This window comes from Serratia ureilytica (genome assembly GCF_017309605.1).
Lineage (GTDB): Bacteria > Pseudomonadota > Gammaproteobacteria > Enterobacterales > Enterobacteriaceae > Serratia > Serratia ureilytica.
The window spans coordinates 820,350-835,636 of record NZ_CP071320.1; the positions used below are offsets into that span (position 1 = coordinate 820,350).

The 15,287-nt window shown below is 60.9% G+C and carries 15 protein-coding genes; 12 read left to right on the forward strand and 3 right to left on the reverse strand.

What is annotated here, in order from left to right; translation table 11 throughout:
- Positions 1 to 462 precede the first annotated feature (462 nt).
- The 4 genes from gcvT to J0X03_RS03780 all read left to right on the forward strand — a co-directional run bounded on the left by gcvT (position 463) and on the right by J0X03_RS03780 (position 6,039).
- Positions 463 to 1,560 (forward strand): glycine cleavage system aminomethyltransferase GcvT, encoded by a 1,098-nt coding sequence (gene gcvT / locus J0X03_RS03765; RefSeq protein WP_004931631.1) that lies wholly within the window; start codon positions 463 to 465, stop codon positions 1,558 to 1,560.
- Between the two features lie 46 nt (positions 1,561 to 1,606).
- Positions 1,607 to 1,993 carry a glycine cleavage system protein GcvH gene (gcvH, locus tag J0X03_RS03770; protein ID WP_025304150.1) on the forward strand — a complete coding sequence of 129 codons (387 nt, stop codon included), beginning with the start codon at positions 1,607 to 1,609 and terminating at the stop codon, positions 1,991 to 1,993.
- 92 nt (positions 1,994 to 2,085) lie between these two features.
- Positions 2,086 to 4,965 carry an aminomethyl-transferring glycine dehydrogenase gene (gene gcvP / locus J0X03_RS03775; protein ID WP_015378983.1) on the forward strand — a complete coding sequence of 960 codons (2,880 nt, stop codon included), beginning with the start codon at positions 2,086 to 2,088 and terminating at the stop codon, positions 4,963 to 4,965.
- Between the two features lie 108 nt (positions 4,966 to 5,073).
- On the forward strand, positions 5,074 to 6,039 hold the full coding sequence (locus tag J0X03_RS03780) for a quinone oxidoreductase family protein (protein ID WP_033652179.1): 966 nt from the start codon (positions 5,074 to 5,076) through the stop codon (positions 6,037 to 6,039).
- Positions 6,040 to 6,048: 9 nt separating this feature from the next.
- Here the strand turns inward: J0X03_RS03780 and J0X03_RS03785 are convergent, their stop codons facing one another.
- The 3 genes from J0X03_RS03785 to J0X03_RS03795 are packed head-to-tail and all read right to left on the reverse strand — an operon-like array spanning position 6,049 to position 8,658.
- Positions 6,049 to 6,576: a GNAT family N-acetyltransferase gene (locus J0X03_RS03785; RefSeq protein ID WP_050594459.1), complete on the reverse strand. Its 528-nt coding sequence runs from the start codon at positions 6,574 to 6,576 to the stop codon at positions 6,049 to 6,051.
- Positions 6,576 to 7,994 carry an ATP-binding protein gene (locus J0X03_RS03790; RefSeq protein ID WP_033644755.1) on the reverse strand — a complete coding sequence of 473 codons (1,419 nt, stop codon included), beginning with the start codon at positions 7,992 to 7,994 and terminating at the stop codon, positions 6,576 to 6,578. Before J0X03_RS03790 ends, J0X03_RS03785 begins: the two co-directional genes overlap by 1 nt.
- 4 nt (positions 7,995 to 7,998) lie before the next feature.
- Positions 7,999 to 8,658: a response regulator gene (locus J0X03_RS03795; RefSeq protein ID WP_033644757.1), complete on the reverse strand. Its 660-nt coding sequence runs from the start codon at positions 8,656 to 8,658 to the stop codon at positions 7,999 to 8,001.
- 189 nt (positions 8,659 to 8,847) lie between these two features.
- Between J0X03_RS03795 and J0X03_RS03800 the strand changes: the two genes are divergently transcribed.
- The 8 genes from J0X03_RS03800 (at position 8,848) to J0X03_RS03835 (ending at position 15,280) form a co-directional block, all read left to right on the forward strand.
- A complete protein-coding gene (locus tag J0X03_RS03800) occupies positions 8,848 to 9,081 on the forward strand; it encodes a hypothetical protein (protein ID WP_046687757.1) in 234 nt (77 codons plus the stop codon).
- Positions 9,082 to 9,178: 97 nt separating this feature from the next.
- Positions 9,179 to 9,922 carry an SDR family oxidoreductase gene (locus J0X03_RS03805; RefSeq protein ID WP_201750850.1) on the forward strand — a complete coding sequence of 248 codons (744 nt, stop codon included), beginning with the start codon at positions 9,179 to 9,181 and terminating at the stop codon, positions 9,920 to 9,922.
- 77 nt (positions 9,923 to 9,999) lie between these two features.
- Positions 10,000 to 10,269 (forward strand): BrnT family toxin, encoded by a 270-nt coding sequence (locus tag J0X03_RS03810; RefSeq protein WP_160204553.1) that lies wholly within the window; start codon positions 10,000 to 10,002, stop codon positions 10,267 to 10,269.
- On the forward strand, positions 10,232 to 10,549 hold the full coding sequence (locus J0X03_RS03815) for a BrnA antitoxin family protein (RefSeq protein WP_016929995.1): 318 nt from the start codon (positions 10,232 to 10,234) through the stop codon (positions 10,547 to 10,549). Before J0X03_RS03810 ends, J0X03_RS03815 begins: the two co-directional genes overlap by 38 nt.
- 381 nt (positions 10,550 to 10,930) lie before the next feature.
- The gene (locus J0X03_RS03820; protein WP_033644759.1) at positions 10,931 to 11,749 is read left to right on the forward strand and encodes a DeoR/GlpR family DNA-binding transcription regulator; all 819 of its coding nucleotides are present in this window, start codon (positions 10,931 to 10,933) and stop codon (positions 11,747 to 11,749) included.
- 48 nt (positions 11,750 to 11,797) lie between these two features.
- Positions 11,798 to 12,781 (forward strand): substrate-binding domain-containing protein, encoded by a 984-nt coding sequence (locus J0X03_RS03825; protein WP_025304134.1) that lies wholly within the window; start codon positions 11,798 to 11,800, stop codon positions 12,779 to 12,781.
- Positions 12,782 to 12,783: 2 nt separating this feature from the next.
- Entirely contained in the window at positions 12,784 to 14,301 is a 1,518-nt protein-coding gene (locus J0X03_RS03830; RefSeq protein WP_033644760.1) for a sugar ABC transporter ATP-binding protein, read from the forward strand.
- Positions 14,294 to 15,280 carry an ABC transporter permease gene (locus J0X03_RS03835; RefSeq protein WP_033652174.1) on the forward strand — a complete coding sequence of 329 codons (987 nt, stop codon included), beginning with the start codon at positions 14,294 to 14,296 and terminating at the stop codon, positions 15,278 to 15,280. The genes J0X03_RS03830 and J0X03_RS03835 overlap by 8 nt, the downstream gene beginning before the upstream one ends.
- The last annotated feature ends 7 nt before the right edge of the window (positions 15,281 to 15,287 follow it).

Genomic DNA, 15,287 nt, shown 5'->3' on the forward strand with positions numbered 1-15,287 from the left:
TATTCCATCGCTTTTCCTTATATAACCCTTCATTTGAAATAATCTAATTTCAGCCGCTTTTTATCATTACTTTTTCTAATTCCATGTTCGGTTATCAAAAGTCCGGATCCCATGTGAGGCCATAGGTTTGTTATATAAGTTCGGTGTTTTGCCGCTTTAATTGTTAATTTTGTGCCTTAAGGCGCATTTTTCCAGTGAAAAACTCTGCACACTAGCCCGGCGTTTTACCGCCCCGGAACGGCGATGAGCCTATTTTAACTTATGGTTAATGTGGTCGTTCGGTGATAAGTTCGAGGGAAAGGTATCGTTTGCGTCACGGCGGTTGCACGCAGTTTCCGCCCGTCCCGGCGCAGCATTTGTGTTGAGCAGTCAGTGCGCCATGGCGATCGGGCCGCGAGCCAGGCTCCGCCGCATTGCGTGGCAGCACCCTAACTTCTAGCGACGAGTGGAAAGAGGGAAAAGATGGCAAAGCAAACCCCACTGTACGACCAGCATGTGGCGTGCGGTGCGCGCATGGTAGACTTTCACGGCTGGATGATGCCGCTGCACTACGGCTCGCAGCTCGATGAGCACCACGCGGTGCGTCAGGATGCCGGCATGTTCGACGTGTCTCACATGACCATTGTGGATCTGCACGGCGCCCGCACCCGCGAGTTCCTGCGCTACCTGCTGGCGAACGACGTCGCCAAACTGACCCAACCCGGCAAAGCGCTGTACACCGGCATGCTGAATGCCTCCGGCGGCGTGATCGACGACCTGATCGTTTATTTCCTCACTGAAGACTATTTCCGCCTGGTGGTGAACTCCGCCACCCGCGACAAAGACCTGGCCTGGATCGAAGAGCACGCCGCACCGTATGGCGTCGCGCTGACGGTGCGCGACGATCTGGCGCTGATCGCGGTGCAGGGCCCGCAGGCCAAAGAGCGCGCCGGCACCCTGTTCACCCCGGAGCAAAAAAGCGCGGTCGAAGGCATGAAGCCATTCTTCGGCGTGCAGGCCGGCGAACTGTTCATCGCCACCACCGGTTACACCGGCGAGGCCGGCTATGAGATCGCGCTGCCGAAAGAGCAGGCGGCGGATTTCTGGCAAAAATTGCTGGCCGCGGGCGTCAAGCCGGCCGGTCTGGGCGCACGCGACACCCTGCGCCTGGAAGCGGGCATGAACCTCTATGGGCAAGAGATGGATGAAGGCGTTTCGCCGCTGGCCGCCAACATGGGCTGGACCATCGCCTGGCAGCCGGAAGATCGCCGTTTCATCGGCCGCGAAGCGCTGGAACAACAGCGCGAGCAGGGCACCGAGCAACTGGTCGGCTTGATCATGACGGAAAAAGGCGTATTACGTAATGAGCTGCCGGTGCGTTTCACCGACGCGGCGGGGCAAACCCACGAAGGCGTGATCACCAGCGGCTCGTTCTCTCCGACGCTGGGCTTCAGCATCGCGCTGGCACGCGTGCCGGCAGGCATCGGCGAGCAGGCTATCGTGCAGATCCGCAACCGTGAAATGCCGGTCAAAGTGACCAAGCCCGGTTTCGTTCGCGCCGGCAAGCCGCTGACAAATTGATTTTTTATTGATTGATTCTTTTATTTCTTCGAAGGAGTAACCGGCGATGAGCAATGTGCCAACAGAATTGAAATACGCATCTTCCCACGAGTGGGTTCGTGCAGAAGGTAACGGCGTTTACACCGTAGGCATCACCGAACATGCGCAGGAACTGCTGGGCGATATGGTGTTTGTCGATCTGCCGGAAGTGGGCCGCAGCGTCGCCGCCGGTGAAGATTGCGCCGTGGCGGAATCCGTCAAGGCGGCATCGGACATTTACGCGCCAATCAGCGGCGAAATCGTGGCGGTGAACGGCGAGCTGGAAAGCTCTCCGGAACTGGTGAACAGCGAACCTTACGGTGACGGCTTCCTGTTCCAGATTAAAGCCTCCGACGAAGGCGAGCTGGCGAACCTGCTGGACGCCGCAGCTTATCAGGCCTCGATCGACGAGTAATCGTGACCACGCCCCAGGCCTTTCGGCCGGGGCGTTTTAGTTACCGTTCAAGCTATATCCCGTATCACGCAAGCATTCAGGAATTTGTAGCAATGACTCAGACACTCAGCCAACTCGAACACAGCGAAGCGTTCATTGAACGCCACATCGGCTCTTCTGCGGAACAACGCCAGGAGTTGCTGGCAGCGGTGGGCGCTCGCTCGCTCAGCGCGCTGATCCAACAGATTGTGCCGGCGGACATTCAGCTGCCGGGGCCGCCGCCGGTCGGCGACGCGGCGACCGAACATCAGGCGTTGGCTGAGCTGAAGGCGATCGCCTCGCAGAATCAGCGCTACAAATCCTATATCGGCATGGGCTACAGCGCCGTGCTGACGCCGCCGGTGATCCTGCGCAACATGCTGGAAAACCCGGGCTGGTACACCGCTTACACCCCCTATCAGCCGGAAGTGTCGCAGGGCCGTCTGGAAGCGCTGCTGAACTTCCAGACCGTGACCCTCGATCTGACCGGTCTGGATCTGGCCTCCGCTTCGCTGCTGGATGAAGCGACCGCCGCCGCCGAGGCGATGGCGTTGGCCAAACGCGCCAGCAAGCTGAAAGACGCCAACCGTTTCTTCGTGGCTGACGACGTGCATCCGCAAACGCTGGACGTGGTGCGCACCCGCGCCGAAACCTTCGGCTTCGACGTCATCGTCGATAAAGCGGAAAAAGTGCTGGAGCTGGACGGCGTGTTCGGCGTGCTGCTGCAGCAGGTGGGCACCACCGGTGAACTGCACGACTACAGCGCGCTGCTGGCCGAACTGAAATCGCGCAAAATCATCACCAGCGTGGCTGCCGACATCATGGCCCTGGTGCTGCTGACCGCGCCGGGCAAGCAGGGCGCCGACGTGGTGTTCGGCTCCGCGCAGCGCTTTGGCGTGCCGATGGGCTATGGCGGCCCGCACGCCGCCTTCTTCGCCTGCCGCGACGAGTTCAAGCGTTCGATGCCGGGCCGCATTATCGGCGTTTCCCGCGATGCCGCCGGCAACACCGCGCTGCGCATGGCGATGCAGACTCGCGAACAACATATCCGCCGCGAGAAAGCCAACTCGAATATCTGTACCTCGCAGGTGCTGCTGGCCAACATCGCCAGCCTGTACGCGGTGTATCACGGCCCGCAAGGCCTGCAGCGCATCGCCGGGCGCATCCATCGCCTGACCGACATTCTGGCCGCCGGGCTGCAGAAGGCCGGCCTGACGCTGCGTCACCACACCTGGTTCGACACCCTGACCGTCGAAGTGAAGGACAAGGCCGCCGTGCTGGAGCGCGCGCTGAGCTTCGGCATCAACCTGCGTACCGACATTCACGGCGCCGTCGGCATCACGCTGGATGAAGCCACCTCGCGTGAAGACGTGCAAACGCTGTTCGCACTGTTGGCCGGCGACAATCACGGTCTGGACATCGACGCGTTGGACGCGGCGGTGAGCAAAAACAGCCAATCGATCCCGGCCGCCATGCTGCGCCAGGATCCGATCCTGACCCACCCGGTATTCAACCGCTATCACAGCGAAACCGAGATGATGCGCTACATGCATCGCTTGGAGCGCAAGGATCTGGCGCTGAACCAGGCGATGATCCCGCTGGGTTCCTGCACCATGAAATTGAACGCCGCGGCGGAAATGATCCCGATCACCTGGCCTGAATTCTCAGAGTTGCATCCGTTCTGCCCGCCAGAGCAGGCGGCCGGTTACCAGCAGATGATCGGCCAACTGTCCCAGTGGCTGGTGCAGCTGACCGGCTATGACGCGGTGTGCATGCAGCCGAACTCCGGCGCGCAGGGCGAATACGCCGGCCTGCTGGCGATCCGCCGCTACCACGAAAGCCGCAACGAAGCGGGCCGCCACGTCTGTCTGATCCCGAGCTCGGCACACGGCACCAACCCGGCCTCCGCCCAGATGGCGGGTATGAGCGTGGTGGTGGTGGCCTGCGACAAGAACGGCAACATCGATCTGCACGATCTGCGCGTCAAGGCGGAGCAGGCAGGCGAAGAACTCTCTTGCATCATGGTGACCTACCCGTCGACCCACGGCGTGTATGAAGAAACCATCCGTGAAGTGTGCCAGATCGTGCATCAGTTCGGCGGTCAGGTGTATCTGGACGGCGCCAACATGAACGCCCAGGTGGGCATCACCACGCCGGGCTACATCGGCGCGGATGTTTCGCACCTCAACCTGCATAAGACCTTCTGCATCCCGCACGGCGGCGGCGGCCCGGGCATGGGTCCGATCGGCGTGAAAGCGCACCTAGCGCCGTTCGTACCGGGCCACAGCGTTGTGCAGATCGACGGCGTAACCACCCAGCAGGGCGCGGTCTCCGCGGCGCCGTTCGGCAGCGCCTCCATCCTGCCTATCAGTTGGATGTACATCCGCATGATGGGCGCGGAGGGCCTGAAGCAGGCCAGCCAGATGGCGATCCTGAACGCCAACTACATCGCCACCCGTTTGAAAGACGCGTACCCGATTCTGTATACCGGCCGCGATCACCGCGTGGCGCACGAATGTATCCTCGATATTCGTCCGCTGAAGGAAGAGACCGGCATCAGCGAAATGGACATCGCCAAGCGCCTGATCGACTTCGGTTTCCACGCCCCGACCATGTCGTTCCCGGTGGCGGGCACGCTGATGGTCGAGCCGACCGAGTCGGAAAGCAAGGTGGAGCTGGATCGCTTTATCGATGCGATGCTGGCGATCCGCAGCGAAATCGACCGCGTCGCCAAGGGCGAATGGCCGCTGGAAGACAACCCGCTGGTGAATGCGCCGCACGTGCAGGCGGAGCTGGTCAACGACTGGCAGCATCCGTACAGCCGCGAACTGGCGGTGTTCCCGGTGGCCGGCGTACGCGAGAACAAGTACTGGCCGAGCGTTAAGCGTCTGGACGACGTGTACGGCGACCGTAACCTGTTCTGCTCTTGCGTGCCGATGAGCGATTACGAATAACACGTTCGGCAAAGTTTGTGTTCGGGGGACACCGCATCATGCGGTGTCCCTTTTTATTTTATAGCGGCCTATTCTTTCCTTTACGTTCCCACGATTTGAGGAGTCACCATGCAAGCGGCAATCGTAACAGCGCTGGGGCAACCCCCGGTTTTCGGCACCTTTGAGGAGCCTCAGGCGCAGGCGAATGAAGTGCCGATCGACGTTCTGGCGGCCGGCATCAAACAGCTGGATCGCGCCACCGTCGCCGGGACCCACTATTCCAGCCCGAAGCAATTGCCGATCGTGCCCGGCACCGATGGCGTGGGCCGTACGGCGGACGGGCAACGGGTGTACTTCGCCTCTTTCCGTCGCCCTTACGGCGCGATGGCAGAGCGCAGCGTCGCGTCCTGGACGGTGCCGGTGCCGGCGACGGTGGACGACGCCACGGCGGCCGCGCTGATCAATCCGGCCTTCGCCGCCTGGCTGCCGCTGCGCTGGCGGGCGGATCTGCAGCCCGGTGAAACGGTGCTGATCATCGGCGCCACCGGCACCTCAGGCAAGCTGGCGGTCGCGGCGGCGCGTCAGGCGGGGGCCGGACGCATTGTTGCTGCCGGCCGTCGACTGAGCGTGCTGGAAGCGTTGGGCGTGGATGCCACGGTGGATCTGAGCCTGCAGGGCGAGGCGCTGACGCAGGCCTTCGCGGCGGCGGCGGGGCCGGGCGGTTATCAGGTGATCGTCGATTACATCTGGGGCCCGGCGACGGAAGCGCTGCTGGCGACGCTCAATAATCACGATCTCTCGTCTTACGCCGGCGGACGCGGCATTCGCTTGGTCAACGTCGGTTCGATGGCCGCGCCGGACATCCGGCTGCCGGCGGCGGTGTTGCGCAGCAACCAGCTGCAGATCCTCGGCAGCGGCACCGGCAACTTCCCGCCGATCCCGGAGATGCAGCGCTACGCGACCGAGATTTTGGCGCTGGCGGCGACCGGAGCGCTCACTATCGAGACGCAGGAGCACGCGTTGGCGGAGATCGCCGAGGTGTGGGATCTGAACAAGAAAAGCGACGTGCGTTCGGTGATGCGCATCGCCCGTTAACCCCGGCCGCTAGCGGCAAGGGCAGACCAGGTGAATGTCTTCCGGCTCACGGGCGAACAATTCGGTATCCGGCTGTTCGATGAGCCGGCAGCCCTGCGCCAGATAGAAGTCTACGGTGCTTTTATTGGGGATGGAGGAGACATACAGCCCGGCGGCGCCGTCTTGCGCCGCCTGACGCAGGCAGAGCTGGAACAGCTGCCTGCCTAACCCCTGGCCGCGTTTGTGCGCGCTGACGTAAAAGAACAGCAGCTGGCGCAGATCCCGCTGTGGGCCGCGCGGCTCGGTGTCCAGCGCCGCCGCCGCCACGATCTCCTCGCCTTCGAACAGCGCGAAGAACGCGCCGCCGCGATCGAAGCACGCTGCGTGGATTGGCGTATAGGTTTCCCGATCGTGCGGATCCCAGCCGCGCACGTCGTAGTACTCCGCATAGGATTGCAACTTGCCGTCCTGCAGGCGATACAGAGTGTCGATAACTTCGCTGCGGTCGATATCCCATAGCCGGTCGAGTTGCTGCCGTTGCAGCAGAACAGGGGCAATCATGGTCGTTGTTCACTCTCAGTCTGTGGCCGATAACTTTCCGGCAAATCGATGATGAAGCCGATGCCGCGATCGTCAAGGCCTTCGGTGACGCGCAGCTGCGCGCCGATTTTGTCGGCCAGGTTTCGGGCGATGGCCAATCCGAGCCCGCTGCCGGTTTGCTGCGTGCCGGGCACGCGGTAAAAGCGTTCAAACAGGCGGGAATGGTGTTCTTCGCTCACCCCCGGGCCGTTATCGCGCAACGTAATATAGCAGCCGAGCGGCGCCAGCGAGCGGATATTAGCCTCGATGCGGCTGCCGGGCGGCGCGTACTTGAGCGCGTTATCCAGCAGGTTGGTGAAGATGGCGATCAGCGCATGGCGGTCGGTACTCACCACCACATCCTCGCTGCCGTCGAGCGACAGTTCGACATCTTTCTCCAGCGCATAGGGGACGTGCTGTGCGATGCATTTGCCGATCTCCGCATAGATATCCACCGCCTCAATCTTCAGCGGAAAATCTTCTGCCTCCAGCTTGGCCAAGTTGATCAGCTGGCGTGACAGCGACGCCGCGCGATCCAGCCCTTGCTGCATGTCGCCGATGATTTCCCGGCGCTCCTGCTGCTCGCTGACCTGGGTCAGCAAATGTAGCTGCGCCAGCACGGCGGCGATCGGCGTGCGCAGCTCGTGCGCGGCGTCGGCCATAAAGCGTTTCTCGCGCTGATTGGCCGCGTCGATGCGCGCCATCAGTTTGTTGACCTCCATCACCACCGGCCGGATTTCCTGATACTGCTCACTGACGTTGAGCGGCGACAGGTTGCCAGGCTGGCGATCGGAAATGGTGCGGGCGATCTGGCGCAATGGCCGCAGGCTGAAGTAGGCGGTAAACAGCAAGGTAATGATGATCGCCGCCAGAATGCCCAACAGCGGTACGGCGGTGCTTTCCGCCGGGTTGCCGAACAGCGTGGTGCGATCGTTGAAAGACTCGCCGACGATCACCCGGTACTGGCGCTTTTCGCTCCAGCTGCCGGCAAGGTGCCAGTTGGCGCCGGCGTAATTGACGGAGCCGGACAGCACCGAAGGCGGCAGACGCAGCGGTTCTCCCTGCGTTTGCGAACTGTAAAGCACCCGGCTGTCCCGATCGTAAACCACAAACAGCGGGTGATAGTCGATTTCATCCTGCATGCCGTTATTGATGGAATCAATGTACATGCCTTCAATGGTTTTGATGATGCCGCGGTAATCGATATTATCGGTGCCGGTTTCATCGAGAATATTGGCGATGCCTGCGGCGACGATGCGTTGCTGGTTATCGAAATATTTCTCCATGTCGGGGTAATACCAGTACTTCACCCAGGCGACGAGGATCCCCCACAATAATAAAATGGCCAGGACCTGGAAAATAATGGTGCGCATAAAGAAGGATTTGAAACCGATCATCCCGCTACTCTTTCTTCAGCAAATAGCCAATGCCGCGTACGGTAATGATTCTTTCTTTACCAATCTTGCGGCGTAAATTATGCATGTGTACTTCCAGCGAGTTGCTTTCCACGCTATCGCCGTGGCCGAACAGCCGCTGTTCCAACACCGCTTTGCGCACCACGGTGCCGGCGCAGCGCATCAGTTCGTGCAGCAGGTGATACTCTTTTTTCGACAGCATCAGCAGTTCGTTATCCAGCATGACCTGATGGTTGACCGGATCGAGATACAGCGCGCCGAGGCTCCAGGTTTGAGACGCGAAGCCCGCCATGCGCCGGTTGACCGCTTTGACGCGCGAGATGAGTTCGGGCAGCGCGAAAGGTTTGGCCAGAAAGTCGTCCGCGCCGGAGTCGAGGCTGTTCACCAGGCTCTCGATGCGATCGCGGGCGGTCAGGATGATGATCGGGATATTCTGTCCGGCGGCGCGCCAGGCGACCAGCTTCTGCAAACCGTCGCCGTCCGGCAGCGTGAGATCCAACAGCATCAAATCGAACCCGCCGGGTGAAAGTTTATTTTCCGCGTCGGTGAGCAGGCGCACCCAGCACAAATTAAAGCCGGCCAGCTCCAATGCTCGGCACAGCGCCTTGCCTAATTGCAGGTCGTCTTCCACCAACAGTATGTTCACGTTATTTCCGCTGAGAGCCTTGAGTCGCGATTATCTAACTATAACGCTGGCGGGAAGACAACGAGGAAAACCGCTCTGCCTGCGCGTTCTTAAGCAAACCTTAATCTGGCTTTAATCTCGCGTTAAGGGAGCGGGGGGGAATTTCAGTTATTTTGCTGCCATTCGAAATCATGGCTGAGGGAGCGAAACATGCAGACTGAAGGTTTCCCGAACGCGGGCGCCTCGCGACGGCTGATGTATTCAGGCGTGGCGATGCTGCTCGTTCTGTTGATGCTGTCTTTTCGCGGTGATGCGCAGAGCCATAGCCACGGCGGCCATCATGCTTCCGCTTTGCAGCGGGTGCATCAGGCGGCGGCGACGGACGCTTACGGCTGCGCCAAGTCGCGCATTAAAAAGCAGCTGCGCCGCCTGGCTCAGCTTTGAAGCGTTTTTTAGGGCGCCGCTCTATACTCTGACGGGCAAACGGAAGGCCTGTGCGCAGGCCGTTGTCGACATCGCCAACCAGAGAAAAAATACGATGATGAAAGTGGCATTGGTGACCGGCGCAAGCCGGGGAGTTGGCCGCGCGACCGCTTTGCTGCTGGCCCGGCAGGGCTATGCGGTGGGCGTGAATTACCTGCGCGACGAAAGTGCGGCGCGGCAGGTGGTGGCGGAGATTGAGGCGCAGGGCGGCAAGGCGCTGGCGCTGCAGGCCGACGTGGCCGATGAAGCGCAGGTGATGGCAATGTTCAGCGCGCTGGATGCCGGGCTGGGCACGCTCAGCGCGCTGGTCAACAACGCCGGCATTCTGTTCCGGCAGGCGAACATTGAACAGTTGACCGCCGAGCGCATCAATAAGGTGCTCGGCACCAACGTCACCGGGTATTTCTTGTGTTGCCGCGAGGCGGTGAAGCGCATGGCGCGGCGCCATGGCGGGCAGGGCGGCGCTATCGTCAACGTTTCCTCCGCGGCGTCCCGGTTGGGGGCCGCGGGGGAATACGTCGATTACGCCGCCTCGAAAGGCGCCGTCGATACCCTGACCATCGGGTTATCGCGCGAGGTGGCGGCGCAGGGCATCCGCGTCAACGGCGTGCGGCCCGGATTCATCTATACCGAGATGCACGCCAGCGGCGGCGAACCCGGCCGGGTGGATCGCGTGAAGAGCAGTTTGCCGATGCAGCGCGGCGGCCAGCCGCAGGAAGTGGCGGAGGCGATCGCCTGGTTGCTGTCTGACGCCGCGTCTTACGTGACCGGCACCTTTATCGAGGCCGCAGGCGGGCGTTGAACGCATCCGGAGAATTTTGACATCCCTTCGGAGGTGATGTATTTTGATTAAATAACAACCAAAATGTAGTTACAAAAATGTATTTTTATTTTGAATGGAATCAGGATAAAAATCACAGTAACCAGCGCAAACACCGTGTCAGTTTTGAGATAGCGCAACGGGTTTTTCTGGATCCCAACCATTTGGCTGTGCTGGAAAGGATCGAGGATGGAGAAGAACGTTGGCAAACGATCGGTATGGTCGGATCCTGTTTGCTGTTGCTGGTGGCACATACGACGATCGAAACGGATGCCAAAGAGAGGGGAAGATATGAAGCGCAAAAATTCCGCCAAAAATCTGGCCCATAGCGTACTCCCGCCGTTGACGGAGGAGCAGAAAGCGCAAATTGCTTCACTGAGTGCGTTGCCGGACGAGGGAATCGATTATGCCGATGCGCCGGCGCTGGGGGAAGAAACGTGGCAGACTGCGGTTCAGGGGCGTTTTTATAAGCCGATGAAAGTATCAAAAACCATCCGAATCGATGCGGATGTGTTGGCTTGGCTTCAGCGACCAGGCAAAGGCTATCAGAAACGCCTGAACGCCGTGTTGCGTGAGGCAATGTTGAAAGAGCATGAGCACGAGGAATAATGTGTGTCAGGCGGCTAACGATCCGGTGAGATTCTCACCGGATTTTTTTTGCTGTTTTTTCAGGTAATGCGTTATCAACGCCGGCTGTCTCCTTGCGGCGCTCGGTCAAAACCACACAAACGGTCATTAACGGTCATGCCGCGGAACGTGGAATTGTGACCGTTTACCGTTTCTCTCCTGTCTGTCTCAGGCGGTCGCGCATCATAACTGTCTGTTACTCCACACTTTCGTAATTATTCATTTCATTTCCTTCCCGATTTTTTTGACAACTATCACAGCGCGATCGTTGACCGATCGCGGGGCGATGCGCTTTGCGTCTGCGCGCAAAACGCGGCGCGGCAAATCGATATCGTAATCATCGTCGTGGAGGAGAAAAGAAACATGCTGCCTGTAGAACGTCATCGCTTTATTACCGAAGTCTTGAGCCAGCGCGGCCGCGTGATGGTGCAGGAGGTGGCGCAGCTGTGCCACATCTCTATCGAGACGGCGCGGCGTGATCTGGCCCTGCTGGAACGGCGCGGCCTGCTGCTGCGCAGCCACGGCGGCGCGGTCTTCGTCGAGCCGCCGGCGGTGGAAAAAACCTATGTGCCCGCCGAGATAGATCAGGGGGAGTCCTTCCGCCAGCGCAGCAATGAGTCGCCGGAGCAGAAGACGCGCATCGCCAAACGCGCGCTGGAGTTTATCGCGCCCGGGGATTGCCTGCTGCTGGACAGCAGCTCCACCAGCTGGTTTTTGGCGCGCCAGCTGCCGGATATCTCGCTGGTGGTGCTGACCAACTCGCTGCACATCATCCAGACGCTGGCCTGCAAGGCCAACGTGCGCACCATCGGGCTGGGGGGCGAGTATTCCGCCAAGTACGAGGATTTTATCGGCGTGCTGGCGGAGCAGATGCTGAAAGAGTTCGTGATCAACAAGCTGTTTTTCTCCTGCCACGGCATTTGCCAGGACGGCGGCATCCGCGAGAGCAATGAGCACCATGCGCGGCTGAAGCAACAGATGCTGCTGGCCTCGGAGCGCAAGTTCCTGCTGGTGGACAGCAACAAGTTCGGCCGCCGCTCGTTCGCCCGCATTTGCCATTACCGGGAAATAGATACGCTGATCACCGACAGGCTTGGCGATGACGAGTTTCGTCAGGAATTGGCCTGGAACAACGTCGATGTGATTGAAGTTTCACCCGCCGCGAAAAGGGCGGCGCGATAACAACAACGAAAACCTTTTATTACAGCCAACACTTGTGGAGAGAGAACAATGAAAAAATCCGTACTGGTCGGTCTGTTTGCCTCGCTGCTGCTGTCGGTCTCCGCGCAGGCGGCGGACAAGCTGAAAATGGGCGTGGTGGTGAAGATCGGCGGCATTCCCTGGTTCAACGCCATGGAGGCCGGCATCAAAAGCGAGAGCGCCAAACGCGGCATCGACGCCTGGATGGTCGGGCCGACGGCGGCGGATCCTGCGCTGCAGGTGCGCGCCATCGAGGATCTGATCGCGCAGAAGGTGGACATCATCGGCGTGGTGCCGAACGACGCCCGGGTGCTGGAGCCGGTGCTCAAGCGCGCGCAGGAGGCGGGCATCAAGGTGATCGTGCACGAGTCCCCCGGCCAGAAGTACGCCGACTGGGATTTTGAGCTGGTGGACGCCTCGCAGCACGGGGTCAACCACATGAAAGCGCTGGCCGCCTGCATGAAAGAGCAGGGCAAGTACGCGGTATACGTCGGCAGCCTGACGGTGCCGCTGCACATCACCTGGTCGGACTCGGCCATCAATTACCAGAAGCAGCACTACCCGAACATGCAGCTGGTGGGCGACAAGTTCGGCGTGGGGGAATCGCTGGATGACAGCGTGCGCACCACCAACGATCTGATGGCCAAATATCCCGATCTGAAAGGCGTGCTGGCGTTCGGTTCGCAGGGGCCGATCGGCGCCGGGCGCGCGGTGCTCAACCGCGGCAAAAGCAACGATATCTGCGTCATCGGGCCGTTCAGCCCAGGGCAGGGCGCTTCGCTGGTCAATCGCGGCGCCATCAAGGGCGGTTATATCTGGAACCCGATGGTGGCGGGCGAAGTGTTCGTGCGCATCGCCGACATGATGCACAAGGGCGAAAAAATCACCGATGGCATGACCATCGAAGGCATGGGCAAGGTGCAGGTGGATGCGCAGCAGCACACCATTCTCGGCAATGCCACCGAAAGCCTGGATAAGCAAAACCTGCCGAAGCTGGTGAAGATGGGGCTGTAATCATGGCGATTTCCGGCAATACGGCAACGAGGGGCGCGCCGCTTATCGAACTGCAACAGCTGTCGATGACCTTCGGCGGGCAGCGCGCGCTGAACGATATTTCATTGGCGCTGATGCCGGGGGAGGTGCACTGCCTGGCCGGCACCAATGGCTGCGGCAAGAGTACGTTGATCAAGGCGATCGCCGGCGTGTATCAACCGGATGACGGCAGCCGCATTACCTTCGATGGGCAAACCTTCGGCCGGCTATCGCCGGATCAGGCGCGCGCCTTCGGCATTCAGGTGATCTATCAGGATCTGTCGCTGTTTCCCAACCTGACGGTGGCGGAAAACATCGCCTTTGAGCACAACCTGCACGGGCTATTGGGATGGCACCGCCCGGCGAGGCTGCGGCGCACCGCCGAGCGCCTGCTGCAGGAGCTGAATTTCAATCTCGATCTCGACAAACCGGTAGCGGAACTGCCGATCGCCCAGCGCCAGCAGGTGGCGATTTGCCGCGCGCTGGTGGCGCAGGCACGGCTGGTGATCATGGATGAACCGACCGCCTCGCTGACCCGCACCGAGGTCAATCAGCTGCTGCGCACGGTGGATTATTTGAAAGCGCAGGGCATCTGCGTGGTGTTCGTCAGCCACCGGCTGGACGAGGTGCTGGAGATCTCCGATCGCGTCACGGTGATCCGCGACGGCAACAAGATCGGCACCTGGCCGGCGGCGGAGATCACCGGCGATCGCCTGACCGAATTGATGACCGGCCTGACGCTGGACTATCGCCTGAAGTCACCGAGCATGAATAAGGATCGGGTGATGCTGGAGGCGGATCGTCTCAGCCGCGCCGGGCAGTATCACGATGTCAGCTTCCGCCTGCATCAGGGCGAGGTGCTCGGGCTGTGCGGACTGCTCGGCTCCGGGCGCACCGAGCTGGCGCTGAGCCTGTTCGGCATGACCCGGCCGGACAGCGGCAAGCTTTACCTTGACAGCAAACCGGTGCGCTTTCGCGGCCATGAGGACGCGATCAGGGCCGGCATCGGTTATGTCTCGGAGGATCGCCTGACGCTGGGGCTGGTGCAGCAACAGTCGGTGGCGGACAACGCGGTGCTGACCATTCTCGATAAGCTGCGCGGGCGTTTTCGCCTGATCGACGATTACCGCAAGAATCGCATCGTCGCGGAGTGGATCGCCAAACTCGGCGTGCGGGTGGCGGATCCGGATCAGGCGGTTTCGACGCTGTCCGGCGGTAATCAGCAAAAGATCGTGCTGGCCAAGTGGGTGCTGACCCAACCGCGGATCCTGATCCTCGACTCGCCGACCGTCGGTGTCGACGTCGGCGCCAAGGCCAGCATCTACCAACTGATCCATCTGCTGGCGCAGGAGGGGATCGCGATTCTGCTGATCTCCGACGAGGTGCCCGAGGTGTATTACAACTGCGATCGGGTGCTGCACTTCAGCGGCGGCAGCGTGATCGGCGAGTACCTGCCGGAGCAGGTGAGCCAGCAGCAGCTGGCGGAGGCGGTTAATGCGTAGATTCAGTCTGAAACCGCGCGGCAACGAAGGCTACCTGGCCTGGGTGCTGCTGCTGACGGTCATCGTCTTTTCGCTGCTCAGCGATCAGTTTTTGACGGTGCAAAACCTGCTCGATCTCAGCGAAAGCTACGCGGTGAGCGGCATATTCGCTCTCGGCCTGTTCGTGGTGCTGGTGACCGGCGGCATCGACATTTCCTTCGCCGCAGTCGCCTCGGTGGTGCAGTACCTGATCGCCACGCTGGCGACGCATTACGGCCTGGCCAGCCCGACGGGCAGTATTTTGCTGGCGTTGGCGATCGGCGCCGCGCTCGGCATGGTCAACGCGCTGTTGATCTACTGCCTGCGCATCGTCTCGATCATCGTCACCATCAGCATGCAGGCGTTGTTGTTCGGCATGCTGATGTGGCTGACCAACGGCCGCAGCCTGTACGCATTGCCGGACTGGTGGACGCTGCCGCGCAGCGTGCTGCCGTTCCAACTGGGTGAGCAGAGCTATCAGCTCGGTTTGCCGACGCTGGTGATGCTGGCGGTGGCGCTGCTGACCTGGCTGCTGCTGAACAAAACGCACCTCGGGCGCCAGCTGTTTGCCGTGGGCGGGGATGCGGAGTCGGCGCGGCGCATCGGCATCCGCGTCGGTCTGCTGCATCTGTTCGCCTATGGCTATCTGGGCGCGATGGCGGCGATCGGCGGCCTGGTGCAGGTGTATCGCATGGGGGAAGTGGTGCCCAACGCGCTGGTGGGCGGCGAGCTCGACGTGCTGGCGGCGGCGGTGCTGGGTGGCGCCAGCCTGAACGGCGGCAAGGGCAGCGTTGTCGGTACGCTGATGGGCGTGTTCCTGATCGGCGTGCTGAAAAACGGCCTTAACCTGATCGGCGTGTCCAGCTACTTCATGAACGTGGTGATCGGTCTGGTGATCGTCGCGGCGATCACCGTCACTCACTACAAGAAACGCAAAGAAACCGACGTTGGTTTCGCCTGAGGAGCGC